General features: G+C 63.2%; 17 protein-coding genes. 1 reads left to right on the top strand and 16 read right to left on the bottom strand.

The features are described 5' to 3' along the window. Nucleotides 1-213: 213 nt before the first annotated feature. From glnT to ACED67_RS21485, 5 genes are all read right to left on the bottom strand, one after another. Nucleotides 214-1,521 (bottom strand): type III glutamate--ammonia ligase, encoded by a 1,308-nt coding sequence (gene glnT / locus ACED67_RS21505; RefSeq protein ID WP_395543793.1) that lies wholly within the window; start codon nucleotides 1,519-1,521, stop codon nucleotides 214-216. A gap of 63 nt (nucleotides 1,522-1,584) precedes the next feature. Next, entirely contained in the window at nucleotides 1,585-2,913 is a 1,329-nt protein-coding gene (locus ACED67_RS21500; RefSeq protein ID WP_395543792.1) for an FMN-binding glutamate synthase family protein, read from the bottom strand. Between the two features lie 10 nt (nucleotides 2,914-2,923). Continuing rightward, complete coding sequence (locus ACED67_RS21495) at nucleotides 2,924-3,613, bottom strand: GltB/FmdC/FwdC-like GXGXG domain-containing protein (protein WP_395543791.1); 690 nt, start codon at nucleotides 3,611-3,613, stop codon at nucleotides 2,924-2,926. A gap of 2 nt (nucleotides 3,614-3,615) precedes the next feature. Then, the gene (locus ACED67_RS21490; RefSeq protein ID WP_395543790.1) at nucleotides 3,616-4,512 is read right to left on the bottom strand and encodes a class II glutamine amidotransferase; all 897 of its coding nucleotides are present in this window, start codon (nucleotides 4,510-4,512) and stop codon (nucleotides 3,616-3,618) included. Between the two features lie 184 nt (nucleotides 4,513-4,696). Beyond that, entirely contained in the window at nucleotides 4,697-5,326 is a 630-nt protein-coding gene (locus ACED67_RS21485) for a helix-turn-helix domain-containing protein (protein ID WP_395543789.1), read from the bottom strand. Nucleotides 5,327-5,503: 177 nt separating this feature from the next. On the opposite strand from ACED67_RS21485, the gene ACED67_RS21480 reads away from it, so the two are divergent. Continuing rightward, nucleotides 5,504-6,454, top strand: coding sequence for a GlxA family transcriptional regulator (locus tag ACED67_RS21480; protein WP_395543788.1), 951 nt, complete (start codon nucleotides 5,504-5,506; stop codon nucleotides 6,452-6,454). 5 nt (nucleotides 6,455-6,459) lie between these two features. Here the strand turns inward: ACED67_RS21480 and ACED67_RS21475 are convergent, their stop codons facing one another. The 11 genes from ACED67_RS21475 to ACED67_RS21425 all read right to left on the bottom strand — a co-directional run. Beyond that, nucleotides 6,460-7,026, bottom strand: a complete 567-nt coding sequence (locus ACED67_RS21475) for a sarcosine oxidase subunit gamma (protein ID WP_395543787.1) — start codon at nucleotides 7,024-7,026, stop codon at nucleotides 6,460-6,462. After that, the gene (locus ACED67_RS21470) at nucleotides 7,019-9,973 is read right to left on the bottom strand and encodes a sarcosine oxidase subunit alpha family protein (protein WP_395543786.1); all 2,955 of its coding nucleotides are present in this window, start codon (nucleotides 9,971-9,973) and stop codon (nucleotides 7,019-7,021) included. The genes ACED67_RS21475 and ACED67_RS21470 overlap by 8 nt, the downstream gene beginning before the upstream one ends. Continuing rightward, nucleotides 9,970-10,257 carry a sarcosine oxidase subunit delta gene (locus ACED67_RS21465; protein WP_395543785.1) on the bottom strand — a complete coding sequence of 96 codons (288 nt, stop codon included), beginning with the start codon at nucleotides 10,255-10,257 and terminating at the stop codon, nucleotides 9,970-9,972. The genes ACED67_RS21470 and ACED67_RS21465 overlap by 4 nt, the downstream gene beginning before the upstream one ends. Before the next feature lie 10 nt (nucleotides 10,258-10,267). Then, the gene (locus tag ACED67_RS21460; protein WP_395543784.1) at nucleotides 10,268-11,518 is read right to left on the bottom strand and encodes a sarcosine oxidase subunit beta family protein; all 1,251 of its coding nucleotides are present in this window, start codon (nucleotides 11,516-11,518) and stop codon (nucleotides 10,268-10,270) included. A gap of 113 nt (nucleotides 11,519-11,631) precedes the next feature. Further along, entirely contained in the window at nucleotides 11,632-11,922 is a 291-nt protein-coding gene (locus tag ACED67_RS21455; RefSeq protein WP_395543783.1) for a hypothetical protein, read from the bottom strand. Further along, entirely contained in the window at nucleotides 11,922-12,617 is a 696-nt protein-coding gene (locus ACED67_RS21450) for a hypothetical protein (protein WP_395543782.1), read from the bottom strand. Before ACED67_RS21450 ends, ACED67_RS21455 begins: the two co-directional genes overlap by 1 nt. A 56-nt stretch (nucleotides 12,618-12,673) precedes the next feature. Beyond that, nucleotides 12,674-14,089 (bottom strand): APC family permease, encoded by a 1,416-nt coding sequence (locus ACED67_RS21445; RefSeq protein ID WP_395543781.1) that lies wholly within the window; start codon nucleotides 14,087-14,089, stop codon nucleotides 12,674-12,676. A 6-nt stretch (nucleotides 14,090-14,095) separates the two neighbouring features. Continuing rightward, nucleotides 14,096-14,263, bottom strand: a complete 168-nt coding sequence (locus ACED67_RS21440; protein ID WP_395543780.1) for a hypothetical protein — start codon at nucleotides 14,261-14,263, stop codon at nucleotides 14,096-14,098. Between the two features lie 10 nt (nucleotides 14,264-14,273). Further along, complete coding sequence (locus tag ACED67_RS21435) at nucleotides 14,274-14,654, bottom strand: hypothetical protein (protein ID WP_395543779.1); 381 nt, start codon at nucleotides 14,652-14,654, stop codon at nucleotides 14,274-14,276. A 1-nt stretch (nucleotide 14,655) separates the two neighbouring features. Next, the gene (locus tag ACED67_RS21430; protein ID WP_395543778.1) at nucleotides 14,656-14,946 is read right to left on the bottom strand and encodes a hypothetical protein; all 291 of its coding nucleotides are present in this window, start codon (nucleotides 14,944-14,946) and stop codon (nucleotides 14,656-14,658) included. Nucleotides 14,947-15,051: 105 nt separating this feature from the next. Then, on the bottom strand, nucleotides 15,052-15,340 hold a 289-nt coding region (locus ACED67_RS21425; RefSeq protein ID WP_395543794.1), incomplete at its 5' end, for a hypothetical protein.

The following is a 15,340-nucleotide window of genomic DNA, read 5'->3' as shown; positions in this document are numbered from 1 at the left end:
GTCGAGGCCAAGGTGAAGGCCGAAGTCAAAGCCCTCTGCGCAAAATTCCCGCTCTACCCCACGCTGTAAGCGCAAAGTACAAGACCAAGGCGCGGCCAGAGCCATCATGGGCTCTGGCCGCGTCTTTTCGTTCCAACCAGGCAATTTGTCGTTCCATGCAAGAAAAAAGCCGTCCCGAAGGACGGCCAGGCAGGGGACGGTTCAGGGACCGGATCAGATATCGAGTGTGGTCTCATGCTCCCAGCGCGAGAAATGGGAGACGAAGCTGTTCCATTCCCGATGCTTGAGCTTGAGATAGGCCGACGAGAACTCTTCGCCCATCATCGCCTTGAGGGTCTTGTCCTTGTCATATTCCCGCAGGGCGTCGAGCATGTTGAGCGGCAGCTTGGGCGCACCTTTGACCGTATGGCCCTGGGTATACATGTCGATGTCGTAGCGGCGGCCCGGGTCTGCCTTGGTACGCACCCCGTCCAGGCCCGCCGCCAGGATGACGGCTTGCATCAGATAGGGGTTGGCGGCACCGTCGGGCAGGCGCAGTTCGAACCGGCCAGGACCGGGCACGCGCACCATATGGGTGCGGTTGTTGCCGGTCCAGGTCACCGTGTTCGGCGCCCAGGTCGCGCCCGACGAGGTGCGGGGCGCGTTGATGCGCTTGTAGCTGTTGACGGTCGGATTGCAGATCGCGGCCAGCGCCGAAGCGTGCTTCATGATACCGCCCAGGAAGTGGCGGCCGCGCTCCGAGAGACCCAGCTCTTTGGAAGGATCGGCGAAGGCGTTCTTCTTGCCGTCCAGATCCCAGACCGAGATATGGGCGTGGCAGCCCGAGCCGGTCAGACCCTTGAAGGGCTTGGGCATGAAGGTCGCGCGCAGCCCGTGCTTCTCGGCGACGGATTTCATCATGAACTTGAAGAAGCTGTGCTTGTCGGCGGTCTTCAGCACATCATCGTATTTCCAGTTCATCTCGAACTGACCGATCGCGTCTTCGTGGTCGTTCTGATAGGCCTCCCAGCCGAGATCGAGCATATAGTCGCAGACCTCGGAGATCACGTCATAGCGCCGCATCACCGCCTGCTGGTCGTAGCAGGGCTTCTCGGCGGTATCGTAGGGGTCAGCCACCTTGTCGCCCTCGGGCGTCAGCAGGAAGAACTCGGGCTCGACCCCGGTCTTGACCCGCAGGCCTTCCTTCGCCGCCTCGTCGACCAACCGGCGCAACACGTTGCGCGGCGCTTGTTCGACCGGCTTGCCCTCCATCACGCAATTCGAGGCGAGCCAGCCCACCTCGGGTTTCCACGGCAGCTGGATGACCGAGCTCGGATCGGGCACCGCCATCATGTCGGGATGGGCAGCCGTGAGATCGAGCCAGGTGGCGAAGCCGGCAAAGCCGGCTCCGTCCTCTGCCATGTCATTGATCGCCTGGGCGGGCACGAGTTTCGCCCGCTGACCCCCGAAGAGGTCTGTATAGGAGATCATGAAATATTTGATGCCGTTCTTCTTTGCGAAAGCTGCCAGATCTGACGTCATAGGCCCACTTTTCTTTCCCTGTTGTTTGATCCTGCGTGCAGGACGTTATTTCGATGACTCAGCTCAGAACCCGTTGCCCTTGCCGGGATACCATTCGGTGCCGGCCAGCGGGATGCGGGCCATCGCGGCCGCTTCCATGGTCAGGGCGCAGAGGTCTTCGGGTTCAAGATTGTGCAGATGGTTCTTGCCGCAGGCCCGGGCGATGGTCTGGGCCTCCAGTGTCATCACCTTGAGATAGTTCTTCAAGCGGCGGCCACCCAGAATGGGATCGAACCTCTTGGACAGTTCCGGGTCCTGGGTGGTGATGCCCGCAGGGTCGCGGCCTTCATGCCAATCGTCATAGGCATCGGCGGTGGTGCCCAGCTTCTGATATTCGGCTTCCCAGCGCGGGTCGTTGTCGCCAAGGGCGATCAGCGCGGCCGTGCCGATGGCGACCGCATCGGCCCCCAGCGCCATTGCCTTGGCCACATCGGCCCCGCTGCGGATGCCACCCGACACGATCAACTGGACCTTGCGATGCATGCCAAGGTCTTGCAGCGCCTTCACCGCAAGCGGGATGCAGGCCAGGATCGGCATGCCGACATGTTCGATGAACACGTCCTGCGTCGCCGCCGTGCCGCCCTGCATGCCGTCGAGAACCACCACATCGGCCCCGGCCTTCACCGCAAGCGCGGTGTCATAATAGGGACGTGCGCCACCGACCTTCACATAGATCGGCTTTTCCCAATCGGTGATCTCGCGCAGCTCCATGATCTTGATTTCAAGATCGTCGGGGCCGGTCCAGTCGGGGTGACGGCAGGCCGAGCGCTGGTCGATGCCTTTCGGCAGATTGCGCATATTGGCCACGCGATCCGAGATCTTCTGGCCCAGAAGCATGCCGCCGCCGCCGGGCTTGGCACCCTGACCCACCACGACCTCGATCGCGTCGGCGCGGCGCAGATCATCGGGGTTCATGCCATATCGCGAGGGCAGGTACTGGTAAACGAGGGTCTTGGAATGGCCGCGCTCTTCCTCGGTCATGCCGCCGTCGCCGGTGGTGGTCGAGGTGCCCGCCGCGCTGGCGCCACGGCCAAGCGCTTCTTTCGCCGGGCCGGACAGTGCGCCGAAGGACATGCCGGCGATGGTGACCGGGATATCAAGATGGATCGGCTTCTTGGCGAAACGGGTGCCCAGCCAGACGTCGGTCGCGCATTTCTCGCGATAGCCTTCCAGCGGGTAGCGGCTGATCGAGGCGCCAAGGAACAGGAGATCGTCGAAATGCGGCAATTGGCGCTTCGTGCCGGCACCGCGGATGTCATAGATGCCGGAAGCGGCGGCGCGGCGGATTTCGGCGTTCACGGCGGGCGTGAAGGTGGCAGAGAAACGCGGCGGGGTCTTGGGGAATTCGGTCATTTCAGATGCCTCAGTAAGCCGACGCGTTGTCGATGTTGAAATTGTAGAGCTTGCGGGCCGAGCCGTAGCGCTTGAACTCTTCGGGCTTGGCAAGGTGATCCGCCTCGCCGCGCTTCAGAAGGTCAGCCAGCAGCTCGAGATGCTCGGGGCGCATTTCCTTTTCGATGCAGTCGGCGCCCAGCGATTTGACCGAGCCGCGGACGAAAAGCCGCGCTTCGTAAAGGCTGTCGCCCAGGGCATCGCCGGCGTCGCCCAGCACGACCAGGTTGCCCGATTGCGCCATGAAGGCCGACATGTGGCCGATATTGCCGTGGACCACGATATCGATGCCCTTCATCGAAACACCGCAACGAGAGCTGGCATTGCCCTTGATGACCAGAAGGCCACCGCGTCCGGTCGCACCGGCATATTGCGAGGCATTGCCGTCCACGATGACCGTGCCCGACATCATGTTTTCTGCGAGGCCAGGCCCGGCGGAACCCTTGACCCGGACCGTCGCCTGCTTGTTCATCCCGGCGCAGTAATATCCGGTCGAACCTTTCACCGTCACATCGATCGGGGCGTCAAGACCCACGGCAATCGCATGCGAACCCTTGGGATTGACGATCTCCCAGGCAGTCGAGTTGGTCTGGCCCTTCAGGGCATGGAGGGCAGAGTTGAGGGCGCGCAGCCCCTCGGCCGCAAGATCGAATGTCTGCATGGTCAGTGATTCCAGAAGTAGACGGTTGCGGGTTCGGGTTCCCAGACGCGGGCGGTTTCGATGCCGGGCAGGCTGACCAGCGCCCGGTATTCCGAGCCGAAGGCGACGTATTGGTCGGTTTCTGCCATCACGGCGGGCTTGCAGGCGATCGGGTCGCGCACCACGCCAAAGCCGTCATGCGTGCCGACGACGAAGGTGAAGAAGCCGTCCAGATCCTCAAGGCTGCTTTCCAGCGCCTCGCCCAGCGTGGCGCCATTCTTCATGCGCCAGGTCAGGTAGGCGGCGCCGACCTCGGTGTCGTTCATCGTCTCGGTGAAGATGCCCTCATGCGCCAGCATCCGGCGCAGGCTGTTGTGGTTCGACAGCGATCCGTTGTGCACGAGGCACTGGTCCGGCCCGGTCGAGAACGGGTGCGCGCCCATCGTGGTCACGGCGGATTCCGTGGCCATGCGGGTGTGTCCGATCCCGTGCGAGCCATGCATCTTCGACACGTCGAACCGCTTGGCCACATCCTTCGGCAGGCCGACTTCCTTGTAGATTTCAAGGCTGTCGCCAACGCTCATGACCTTCAGCGCCGGGCGCAGCTGGCCAAGGGCCGAACGCGCCGCTTCGACCTGATCGGCCGGCACTTCCAGAACCGCATGGGTGCTTTTGACCAGCATCAGCACCGGCTTGCCGATTGCGTCTTTCAGATCGGCATCCAGATTGGCGAAATCTTTCTCGGGATTGGCCGACTGGACGGTGATCTTGGCCGCCTTGTCATTGGCGCCGCTGTAGATGGCGATCCCTGCGCTGTCCGGCCCGCGATCGGTCATGGTGATGAGCATGTCCGTCAACATCGCGCCGAGCTTGGGTTCAAGGGATTTGTCTTTGAGGAATAGTCCGACGATGCCGCACATGGTGTGATTCCCTGACTGTTGTGCACACAGGCTAGCACCAGCTTTTCAATGCAGCAACTAAGAAGAAACAAATTTTCTTGTGAGGGGAATCAGGCGATGTTGAGCGAAGCGGTCGGGGGCAGGACTGCCCAATGCAAACGACCGCGCAATTGCGCGGCAGCTGCTTCCTTGGATCGGATTGGGTCTACTTGCCTTGAACGTACGAGATGATCGACAGGTATCGTGCCGGCAGTTTCACCAGGTTTTCCGGCCCATGCGGGGCGTCAGCGTCGAAAAACAGCGTGTCGCCAGGCCGCAACGGATAGACATTCTTCCCATGGCGATAGTCGACGGCGCCCTCGAGCATGTAGAGCATCTCGATGCCCTCGTGCTGGAAGGTTGGAAACACATCGGAATCCGATGTCAGGGTGATCAGGTAGGGTTCGACCACCACGCCGCTCGCGTTGGCGCCCAGATGCCCCAGCAGGTTGTATTGATGGCCAGCCCGCGTCCCGCGCCGTTCGATCTCCAGCCCCTCGCCCGACTTGGTGTGGACAGCGTGGTGCACGTCCTCGAACCGCCTGAAGAAGGCGGTCAAGGGCACGCTCATCGCATGGGCCAAAGATTGCAGCGTGGACAGCGAGGGCGAGGTATTGCCATTCTCGATCTTCGACAGCATTCCGATCGACAGGCCGGTCCGGTTCGACAATTCGGCGATCGTGATACCGCTCTGGTGGCGAAAGGCGCGGACTTCACGACCTATGGCGACCTCGAGGATATTCTCACGCTCTTCACGGATCTTGTGGGGGTCTTGCGACAGGATTGCGGCAGTCATACAAACTCCATCATGCAGCCAATCGGCGGCCTTGAAACGTCACAATGAACATGCTGCGAAGCCGGGCACAGGGCCGACCTTCCTGCCGTTTCGAGCAAGTTTCCTGATAGTAATATGCAAACGCCTCCGCAGCAACGCGTCATAATTGTCGGCTTCCTGATCTTTCCAGGCTTTCCGATGGCTTGTCTGACTTCGATGATCGAGCCTCTGCGCGCGGCCAATGAAATTGCCGACTGCCAGGCGTTCCGCTGGCGCATTCTGGCCGAGACGCGCGACAAGGTGGCCTCTAGCGCCATGGTCGTCTTCGAGCCCGAACTGGCGTTGGCCGAGGCGGATGATCTGGATTTCCTGTTCATCCTGAGCAGCCCGACGGCGCGCTTCGCGGACGAAAAGGCATCTGAGGGTCAGTTGCGGCGTCTGGCGCGCCATGGAACGGCCGTGGGTGGGGTCAGTGGTGGTGTCTTCCCGCTGGCGCGATCAGGTTTGCTCGAAGGTCGCGATGTCTCGGTTCACTGGTGCTACGAGGCCGCCTTCGCGCAGGAATTCCCCGAACTTCAGATGCGCGACGATGTCATCGTCTTCGACCATCCGCGCTACACCGTGTCGGGCTCCGCTGCGGCCTTCGACCTGATGGTCAATTTCATCGAGGGGCGACTGGGCGCCGATGTGGCGACAGAAGTGGCCTGCTGGTTCCAGCACGCCGTCGTGCGCGGCCGTGGCATCCGCCAGAAGATCCCCACCTTCCGCCGCGACAGCACCGCCGATCTGTTGCCCGCGTCTGTCGCCAAGGCCGTCGATATTCTTGGCCGCCACCTGTCCGAGCCGATTGCAGTGGAGGATGTGGCGCAAAGCGTCGGCGTTTCCTCGCGCCAGCTTGAACGCCAGTTCAAGAAGGCCACAGGGCAAAGCCCGGGCCGCTATTATCGCACTCTGCGGATGAAGGCCGCCCGGCAGCTGGTTCTTTTCTCGAAAGAGCCGATGCCGCGGATTGCCGCCGCCGTCGGCTACGAGACCGTCCCGCCCCTGACGCGGCATTACCGCGAGGAATTCGGCACGACCCCGGCCGAGGACCGGCAGAACATCAACCGCTTCCGCTTTGAGGACAACCGCCCGCTGCCACTGGCGTAATGCCGTCAGGCGATGCTGCGGGCCGCTGCCAAGAGCGCGTGATGCAGCGACCCAGCGAAGGAGCGCGGCGCGAGCAGGCTGAAATGCCGGCCCTTGCTGCGGCAGATCACAAGGCAGCCCATATGCTCCATCAAGGTGCGGGTCGCAGCCCCGGTGTCCATCCGGCGCGCCGGCACCGGGCAGAGCCGTTCCATCAGCATCACGACGCCCGCGCCTTCGATGTCGAACCGCACCCAGCCATCGGTCTGCTCGGTCACCGAAGCGCTGTCACCAAGCCCGTCCTTGACGATGCGAGCGATGTCCTCGTGGCTGGCAAAGGGCGCTTCAGCGAACCATTGCTCCGGGCCGGTCCAGATCAGCGACCATGTCGCACCTGAAGCGGAGTGGCCAGGCGCCGGAAGGTCAAGGCCGAACAGGGCGCGGGCCGCGGCTTCGAACGCCGCCTGCTTGCCCTGCCGGCAGGACACCGAAGCCAGCGCACGGTCGACAACTTCGGAAATGGTGACAGCGCCGATCTGAAGGATTTTCGGCGCCGAAGCGCCAAGCGGCGTCAGGGCTGCAAGATCATGCACGGAGGCGTTCTCCTTCGGGATCGACGAAATGGGCGCTGACCACTTCGACAAGCGTTTCGCTGTTCTGCACCGGGTTCACGGCGCGCAGGATCTCGCCCTTGCGGGCGGCCCCGTTCTTCAGGAAGCCCAGACCGATCGTGTGACCAAGGTTGGGCGAGAAGGCCACCGATGTCAGATAGCCCTGATCGTTCTTGGCATTGGCGACAGCCACTTTCTCGATCAGATGCGATCCGGCCGCGAAAGTCTCGGACGGGTTGACCGGGCGGAAGCCGACAAGGCTGAGCGCGCTGTCGCGGTTCATCCCTTCTCGTTCCGACAGGGTCGATCCGATGGCGTCCTTCTTCTTCGACACCATGCCACCCATGCCAAGGTTCAGCGCGCTGGTTGTGCCGTTCAGCTCGTTGCCGGCGGCATGGCCCTTTTCGATCCGCATGACGCCAAGCGCCTCGGTTCCATAGACCAGGGCATCGAATTCGCGCCCGGCCTCCATCATCCGGCGGACCAGGGCGTCGCCATAACGCGTCGGCACCGCGATCTCATAGGCCAGTTCGCCCGAGAAGGAGATGCGGAAGAGCCGCGCCCGCAGTCCACCGCAGACCGTGATCTCACCGCAGCCCATATAGGGGAAGGCCTCGTTCGAGATGTCGAAGGCAGGATCGACGATCTTCTGCAACAGCTTGCGCGCATTCGGACCGGCGACGGAATATTGCGCCCAGGCCTCGGTGGTCGAGATGATCTGAACATCCAGATCCGGCCACAGGCACTGGCGGCAGAATTCCATATGCCGGTAAACACCGACCGCATTGGCCGTCGTGGTCGTCGTGACGAAGTGGTCCTCGGCCAGACGCGCCGTGGTGCCATCATCCATGGCCATGCCATCCTCGCGCAGCATCAGCCCGTATCGGACCTTGCCGACGGCAAGCTTGGCGAAGGGGTTGGCGTAGAGCCGATTCAGGAACTCGGCCGCGTCGGGACCCTGCACGTCGATCTTGCCGAGCGTCGTCACGTCGCAGATGCCGACCGAGCGCCGCGTCGCCAGGACCTCACGGTCGACCGATTGGCGCCAGTGCGTCTCGCCCGGGCGGGGGAACCATTGCGCCCTGAGCCACATGCCAACCTCGACGAAGACCGCGCCCTGTTCGGCGGCCCAGTGATGGCTGGGCGTCAAGCGCACCGGACGGAAATCCTTGCCCGCCGAGCGGCCCGCGAAAGCCGCGATGGAAACCGGCGTATAGGGCGGGCGGAAGATCGTCGTGCCGGTCTCGGGAATGGACTTTCCGGTCATTTCGGCCATGACGGCCAGACCACCGACATTCGAGGTCTTGCCCTGATCGGTCGCCATGCCAAGCGTGGTGTAGCGCTTGAGGTGTTCGACCGAGATGTAGCCTTCCTGATGCGCCAGCTTCACGTCCTTAACAGTGACGTCGTTCTGCTGGTCCAGCCAGGCGCGGCCCTTGCCCGGAACATGGAACAGGGGCGTGATGCGGACTGGCGCGTCCTCGGCCTTGGGCAGCGGTGCGGCACTTGCCGCGATGCCCAGATCGGACAGCGCCGCGCCCGCGGCCTCGGCGCCCGAGGCCAGCGCCCCGGCCGTGCTGAACAGGCCATTCGCGGCCCCGGCAACGCGCATCCCCTGCGGCAATGCCTTGCCCGGCACGAAGGCGGCAAGCGCCGCGTTCCAGACCGGCAAGCCGCGCTGGTGGCAGGTCAGGTGCACATTCGGGTTCCAGCCGCCGGAAACGCCAAGCGCCTGGCAGGGGATGTGGCGCGTCTCGCCCGAAGCAAGGCGCACCTGCACCGAATGCAGGCCAAGCCGACCGGCGCTATCGATCACCTGCGCGCCCGCCAGGACTTCGTAGCGGTTGGTTCGCGGGGCATCGGCGCGGCTGTCGATGACGGCGGCGATCCGCACGCCCTTGGCGATCAGGTCGGTCGCGGTGCGGTGACCATCGTCGTGGTTGGTGAAGATGGCGATCTGCTGGCCGGGAACGGCTGCCCAGCGGTTCGCATAGGATCGCAGGGCCGAGGCCAGCATGATGCCGGGACGGTCATTGTTGCGGAAGGCGATGGGCCGTTCCAGCGCGCCCACCGTCAAGACGCTGCGCTTGGCATAGATGCGCCACAGGATCTGCCGCGGCTTGCCCTGGGCCGGTTCGGCCAAATGGTCGGAGACCCGTTCCAGCGCGCCATAGATGCCATGATCAAAGGCGCCCAGCACGGTCGTGCGCGCCATGACGCGGACATTGGGCAGGCTGGCCAGTTCCGCCAGCGCCTGCCGTGCCCAGTCGGTCGCCGCCATTTCGCCGACCGAGAAGGTTTCGGCATTCAGCCGCCCGCCCAGAGTGAAATCCTCATCGGCCAGGATCACTTCGGCCCCTGCCCTTCCGGCCGTCAGGGCCGCGGACAGGCCCGCGGGCCCCGCGCCGATGACCAGCAGATCGCAATGCAGGAAGCCCTTGTCATAGACATCGGGATCGGCAAGCTCGGTCAGGCTGCCAAGGCCGGCGGCGCGGCGGATCAGCGGCTCATACAGCTTTTCCCAGAAGGCCTTCGGCCACATGAAGGTCTTGTAATAGAAGCCCGCGGCGAAGAAGGGCGACAAGAGGTCATTGACCGCCAGCCAGTCGCGGCGCAGCGAGCCGACATGGTTCTGGCTGCGCGCGTCCAGCCCGTCGAACAGCTCGGCCACGGTGGCGCGGACGTTCGGTTCCTGCCGGGCGCCGGTGCGCAATTCGACCAGCGCGTTCGGTTCTTCCGAACCGGCGGTGATCACGCCGCGCGGGCGGTGATACTTGAAGGACCGGCCCATCAGCCGCACGCCATTGGCCAGCAGGGCCGAGGCGAGCGTGTCGCCCGGATGCCCCTGGAAGGTCTGGCCGTCGAAGCGGAAGCTGAGGGTCCGGCTACGGTCGATCAGGCCGCCCTCGATACGGTTCGTCTGGCTCATTTGCTGCGCCCTCTTGCGCGTGCCACATCGCGGGCAAGTTCGGCCGAGATGATTTCATGGGTGACCGTGTCGCGGGTCACGACCAGCCAGCTGCGGTCGCCCTGTTCGTGGAACCACAATTCGCGATGTGCCCCGGCCGGGTTGTCGCGCAGGTAAAGGTAGTCATGGAACAGGTCGACCGCACCTTCGGCCTGCCAATCCGGCCGGTCGATCAGGCTGGCATCGCCCAGATAAGTGAATTCCTGCGAGTCGCGGGGACCAAGCAGCGGATGGGGAATGATCATGCGCGCATCCTCAATGCAGGTTCGGTTGGGCGCCCATGCCCTTTTCGTCGATCATCAGACCCTTGCGGAACCTGTCGAACCGATAGGCGGTGGCGGTGTCATGCGGGGTGCCGGTGGCTAGAAGATGCGCGAAGCACCAGCCCGAGGCCGGGGTGGCCTTGAAGCCGCCATAGCACCAGCCGCCGTTGAAGAAGAGACCGTCGATATCGGTGCGGTCGATGATGGGCGAGCCGTCCATGGACATGTCCATGATGCCGCCCCACATGCGCAACAACTTGGCCCGGCCAATCATCGGCATCAGGCTCATGCCGCCTTCGCAGACATCCTCGACCACCGGAAGATTGCCGCGCTGCGCATAGGAATTGTAGCCGTCGATATCGCCGCCGAAGACCAGGCCGCCCTTGTCGGACTGGCTGACATAGAAATGCCCGGCGCCATAGGTGATGACCCCCGGCAAGAGCGGCTTCAGCCCCTCGGACACGAAGGCCTGCAAGACATGGCTTTCAATGGGCAGGCGCAGCCCGGCCTTGGCCATCACGCGGCTGGACGATCCGGCCACGGCGACACCGATTTTGCCCGCGCCGATATAGCCGCGCGAGGTCTCGACCCCCTTGCAGACCCCGTTCTCGATGCGAAAGCCGGTGACTTCACAGTTCTGGATGATGTCGACGCCCCGGCTGTCGGCGCCGCGGGCATAGCCCCAGGCCACCGCATCGTGCCGCACCGTGCCGCCACGCGGCTGCAACAGGCCACCCTTGATCGGGAAGCGGGCATTGTCGAAATTCAGGAAGGGCGCCATGCGGCGCACACCTTCGGTATCTAGCAGTTCGGCATCCACGCCGTTCAACCGCATCGCATTGCCACGGCGCCGGAAGGCGTCGCGTTGGGCATCGGTATGGCAGAGGTTCAGGACGCCGCGCTGGCTTACCATTGCGTTGAAGTTGAAATCCTGCTCCAGCCCTTCCCAAAGCTTCATCGAGAATTCGTAGAAGGGCTCATTGCCGTCGAGCAGATAGTTCGAGCGGATGATCGTGGTGTTCCGCCCGACATTGCCGCCGCCGATCCAGCCCTTTTCCAGCACCGCGATGCTGGATTTGGCGAAGACCTTGGCCAGGTAATAGGCCGTGGCCAAGCCGTGCCCACCGCCCCCGACGATGATGAAATCGTAGTGGGATTTCGGCGCAGGGTCTCGCCAGGCGGGTTTCCAGCCCTTGTGCCCGGTCAGCGCTTCCTTGAGGACCTTGAAGCCCGAATATCTCATGTCACCCTCAGCACGTTATGGCCCCAAATTGCGGATTGCGCCCCCTGGGCGATAGGGTCGGTTCGGACATCCTTGCAGCGGTTTCCGACATGTCGGCCCGCCGGAATGGCTGGCTAGAGGCCCGAGGCGCGGCCGGTCCGGTGGCGCCAGACCTCAAACCGGATGCGCGCGGTCTTGTAGGCGTCATAGATCGCCATGGCATAGACGAAGAGTCCGCCCGCAAGCTTGCCCACCAGCGAGACATCCGGCGCCGCGGTCTTGAGCGTGTAGCCGCCCAGAAGAAGGATGAAGAAGACGAAGACCAGACCCCGCACGGGCTGGCGGTTCAGAACTTGCCCGCTGCCCGGCAGAACGATTGCCGAAACGAGGACAAGATAGGGGCTAGGCGGCGGCTTCGCAGTCATCAGGCAGTCCTTCTTTCGGGCGCGGTCTCCTGGGCCAGAATGTCCTGTTGCAGGGCGAGAAGCGCGTCGAGATATGGCAACAGGGTCTCCGGTCGCAGCGGCACGGCGCCCAGTTCGGCGTCGCGGAAGATCAGATAGCGGCCACGATTCGCTTCTTCGGCAAGGAAGGTGATCCGCAACCCCTTGGGCGAGAGGACCAGCTCCTTCACATGCGGATTGTCGAACAGGCCCAGATGCGGCGCCAACAGATCATGCGGCGGCAGGGCCGACGGATGATCGCTGCGCAGGGCGCAATCCTCGGGAAACCCGGGCGGCGGCGCGATCTGCTCGTCCAGCGTATGGAAATTCGAAAAGGGCTCAACCCCGGTGGGCCGCACCATGACGTCCAGAGTCGCGCGAAGCGGCAGCGGGACCGGCAGCGTGACCAACACCCAGAGCGCAGGCAATTTGCGGAAGGTCAGCGTGTCGGGTACCGCCTGCAGATCGAACCTCTGACCCAGATAGCCCCCGTTCAGGCGTGGAAAGCCCCCCGGTGTGGCGGCCGTAACGGGCCGCTGGAAAAGCTGCGCGCAAGCCGAGAAATAGGCCCCACGAAGCCCGTGCCGCGCGCGCCCGCTGCGCAATCTCGCCAGAAAAAGCCAGACAAGGCCAAGGCCGAAGCCTGCCGCCAGAACCTCAAGGCCCAGTTTTTCCATCCCCGTCTCCGCAAAAAAGATGGCCCGCGGACGGGCCATCAGTTGCTCAGGTTGGTTCAGTACCCCTGCGGCCGAGGCCAGGGCATGGTGAACTGCGCCGCACGCTGCACATAGCGGTAGCGGCGGAAATGGAACCACAGCGAGACGATGATGTAGAAGGCGATCATCGTCACAAGCTGGGTGCCATAGCCCAGGAACACGGCAAAGAACGCGACGCCGCAGAGGCACAGAAGCACGATCGCGGGAATCGGGTGGAACGGGTGTTCATAGCCGCGCTTGATCGCATGAAGCGGCCATTTGCGCCGGAACAGGATCACGTTGATCGGCATGAACGTATATTCCAGAAGGCCCGACAGGATCGAGAAGGTGATCACCTGGTCCAGCGGTGCCCCCAGCGCGAAGATCAATGCGATCGGCACCAGAAAGATGATCGCGCGATAGGGTGTGCGATAGACCGGATGGACCGCCCCGAACCAGGACGGCAGGTAGTGGTCTCGGCCCATCGCGAACCAGGCGCGGGAGGCATCGTTGATGCAGCCATTCGCCGAGGCGAGCGTGGCGAAAAGCGTACCGATTCCCAAGAGCACCATCAACGCCGTCGATCCCGACAGGCGCGCCGCGTCAAACAGCGGCACCCCCGCCTGGCCCAGATATTCCCAGGGCATCAGGCCGACACAGACATACCAGGTCAGCGTGGCCGCGATCAGCAGCGTCATGATCCCGGCCAGCGTGCCGAAGGGGAGCGCCCGCGCCGGTGAGCGCACTTCCTCGGCCGCCTGCGTGGTGCCCTCGATGCCGAGATAGTACCACAAGCCGAAATGCATGGCCGCCAGAACCCCAAGCCAGCCATAGGGCAGATCGGTCATCAATTCGCCATGCTGCAGGACAGTGCTGCCCAGCAGGGGCGAGGTCGCCAGGAACAGGATGATGATGGCGCTGAAGGCGATCGCCGTGATGACCAGGCTGAAGGTCAGCGTCGCCAGAACACCGCGATAGTTCAACCAGGCAAGGAACATGATGGCCAGCACGATGAAGGGCCTCTGATCCAGGCCCTCATGCCCCGACATCACCGCCACCGTGTCGATCAGGAAGCCCACCGTGATCGCATTGGCGGCTTCAAGCATCGTATAGGCGAAGACCAGATAGAGGCCGACATTGAAGGCCATCAGCGGCCCGACAATGTGCTTGGCCTGGGTATATTGCCCGCCCGCCGCCGCGACTGTGGACGTGACCTCGCTGTCGATCATCGCGACGCAGCTGTACAGGATGCCCGCGAACCAGCAGGCCACCAGCGCCGCATAGGCGCCGCCCTTTCCGACGGCGAAGTTCCAGCCCATGTATTCGCCGACCAGAACGATGCCCACGCCCAGGGCCCAGACATGGGCCGGGCCAAGAACACGCAGAAGGCCGACCTTGGTGCCGTGGGGCGCCATGCCGTCGATCTCGCGCGATGTAATGTCAAAATCACTCATCTCGGATCAGCTCCTGTGCTCTTCGGTCATGGCCTCAAGCTCGCCCTCTCGCGAGGACATGAGCACATCTTCGGAATAGGTTCGGTCGGTGCGGACCCAGTCCACGATCAGGACCAGACCGAAGACCGCCGACAGTCCCCAGGCGGCGTATTCAAGGATGTTCCAGATTTCCATTGTCCTGCCCTCACCGTCCGTCGAACTTTTCAGCGATCACGTCGCGATACTCTTTGGCCGAGAGCCGCAGCATGATCGCGTAATAGCCCACGATCACCACGATCATCATGAGCAGGCTGCCGATCGAGAACGAATAGTCGAAGCGGCTGGTGATGATCTCGGCGGCAGAAGCGGCATCGGCATAGCCGAGCTGGTTCCATTTCTCGATCATCGCGGCATTCTGGCCGAGGCTTTCCCAGGTCGGGTTCTCGGGCAGATTCGCCACATGCGAACTCCCGGCAAGGCCCAGCCAGAGCGGGATGTAAAGCGCGCCGATCGTCAGCGCGAGAAGCACGATCACATCCAGGATCTGTCCGAACTTGCTTTGCTTCGGGGGGGTGTAGCGTGCCATGTCACTTCCCCTTCGCCGCGCGGGCTTCATCAAGAAACTTGATGTCGAGCCCGTACATGAAGTCGCGGTCTTCCCGGTAGTGGCGCAACATCGCCACGATGGCGGCCGTGTTGAAGATCAGCACGATGGTCCCGCCGCTCAGCAGCAGTGTTCGCGCGGCGCTGTTCGGCGCGAGCGGCCAGGTGGCCCAGGCGACGAAGCCGATGCTCAGCCAGAGCCCGGCGACGAAGGTCCATGCCACAAGCACGTCCCTTCGATGCATCTTTTCGATGCGGCTTTGCAGATTTGTCATTCTCTCCTCCCATGAAGATTTCCGAGCGCTCCTCAACACCCGGCCTTGTCCTTTAGTTGAACTTTTTTTCCTCAGGTGATATCAGCCTCTGGCCTCTGTCAAGCTTCATGGATGGCGTCGGAGGCAGCGTTCGACCGCGAGCCCGGCCCGATCTGCGCCGCTGCTGCCCTGCAGAAATCTTCTCTCCGCAACAATCTGTCGTTTGACCTGTAAGAAATTTATTTTATCATCAAGAATAGCGCAGGCCGTGCCGGGATTCGGAAACGGACCTAGGGAATGAGCTGCGGCGGCAGCACGGACAGGAAGGAAGGAACGGCCATGGCATTCAAGACTGACATTGAGATAGCGCGTGAGGCGCGGAAGCGTCCGATCCTTGAGATTGGGTCGCAGCTTG

Source organism: Neotabrizicola paludis, from assembly GCF_044142105.1.
Taxonomy (GTDB): Bacteria; Pseudomonadota; Alphaproteobacteria; order Rhodobacterales; family Rhodobacteraceae; genus Pseudogemmobacter.
Note: the sequence above shows the minus strand (reverse complement) of the source record. Positions and strands in the feature narration are given on the sequence as shown.

What these genes read in the sequence shown, in the direction of transcription:
- glnT (WP_395543793.1), bottom strand. Translation starts at nt 1,521, where the DNA reads ATGACGTCAGATCTGGCAGCTTTCGCAAAGAAGAACGGCATCAAATAT.
- ACED67_RS21500 (WP_395543792.1), bottom strand. Translation starts at nt 2,913, where the DNA reads ATGACCGAATTCCCCAAGACCCCGCCGCGTTTCTCTGCCACCTTCACG.
- ACED67_RS21495 (WP_395543791.1), bottom strand. Translation starts at nt 3,613, where the DNA reads ATGCAGACATTCGATCTTGCGGCCGAGGGGCTGCGCGCCCTCAACTCT.
- ACED67_RS21490 (WP_395543790.1), bottom strand. Translation starts at nt 4,512, where the DNA reads ATGTGCGGCATCGTCGGACTATTCCTCAAAGACAAATCCCTTGAACCC.
- ACED67_RS21485 (WP_395543789.1), bottom strand. Translation starts at nt 5,326, where the DNA reads ATGACTGCCGCAATCCTGTCGCAAGACCCCCACAAGATCCGTGAAGAG.
- ACED67_RS21480 (WP_395543788.1), top strand. Translation starts at nt 5,504, where the DNA reads ATGGCTTGTCTGACTTCGATGATCGAGCCTCTGCGCGCGGCCAATGAA.
- ACED67_RS21470 (WP_395543786.1), bottom strand. Translation starts at nt 9,973, where the DNA reads ATGAGCCAGACGAACCGTATCGAGGGCGGCCTGATCGACCGTAGCCGG.
- ACED67_RS21465 (WP_395543785.1), bottom strand. Translation starts at nt 10,257, where the DNA reads ATGATCATTCCCCATCCGCTGCTTGGTCCCCGCGACTCGCAGGAATTC.
- ACED67_RS21460 (WP_395543784.1), bottom strand. Translation starts at nt 11,518, where the DNA reads ATGAGATATTCGGGCTTCAAGGTCCTCAAGGAAGCGCTGACCGGGCAC.
- ACED67_RS21455 (WP_395543783.1), bottom strand. Translation starts at nt 11,922, where the DNA reads ATGACTGCGAAGCCGCCGCCTAGCCCCTATCTTGTCCTCGTTTCGGCA.
- ACED67_RS21450 (WP_395543782.1), bottom strand. Translation starts at nt 12,617, where the DNA reads ATGGAAAAACTGGGCCTTGAGGTTCTGGCGGCAGGCTTCGGCCTTGGC.
- ACED67_RS21445 (WP_395543781.1), bottom strand. Translation starts at nt 14,089, where the DNA reads ATGAGTGATTTTGACATTACATCGCGCGAGATCGACGGCATGGCGCCC.
- ACED67_RS21440 (WP_395543780.1), bottom strand. Translation starts at nt 14,263, where the DNA reads ATGGAAATCTGGAACATCCTTGAATACGCCGCCTGGGGACTGTCGGCG.
- ACED67_RS21435 (WP_395543779.1), bottom strand. Translation starts at nt 14,654, where the DNA reads ATGGCACGCTACACCCCCCCGAAGCAAAGCAAGTTCGGACAGATCCTG.
- ACED67_RS21430 (WP_395543778.1), bottom strand. Translation starts at nt 14,946, where the DNA reads ATGACAAATCTGCAAAGCCGCATCGAAAAGATGCATCGAAGGGACGTG.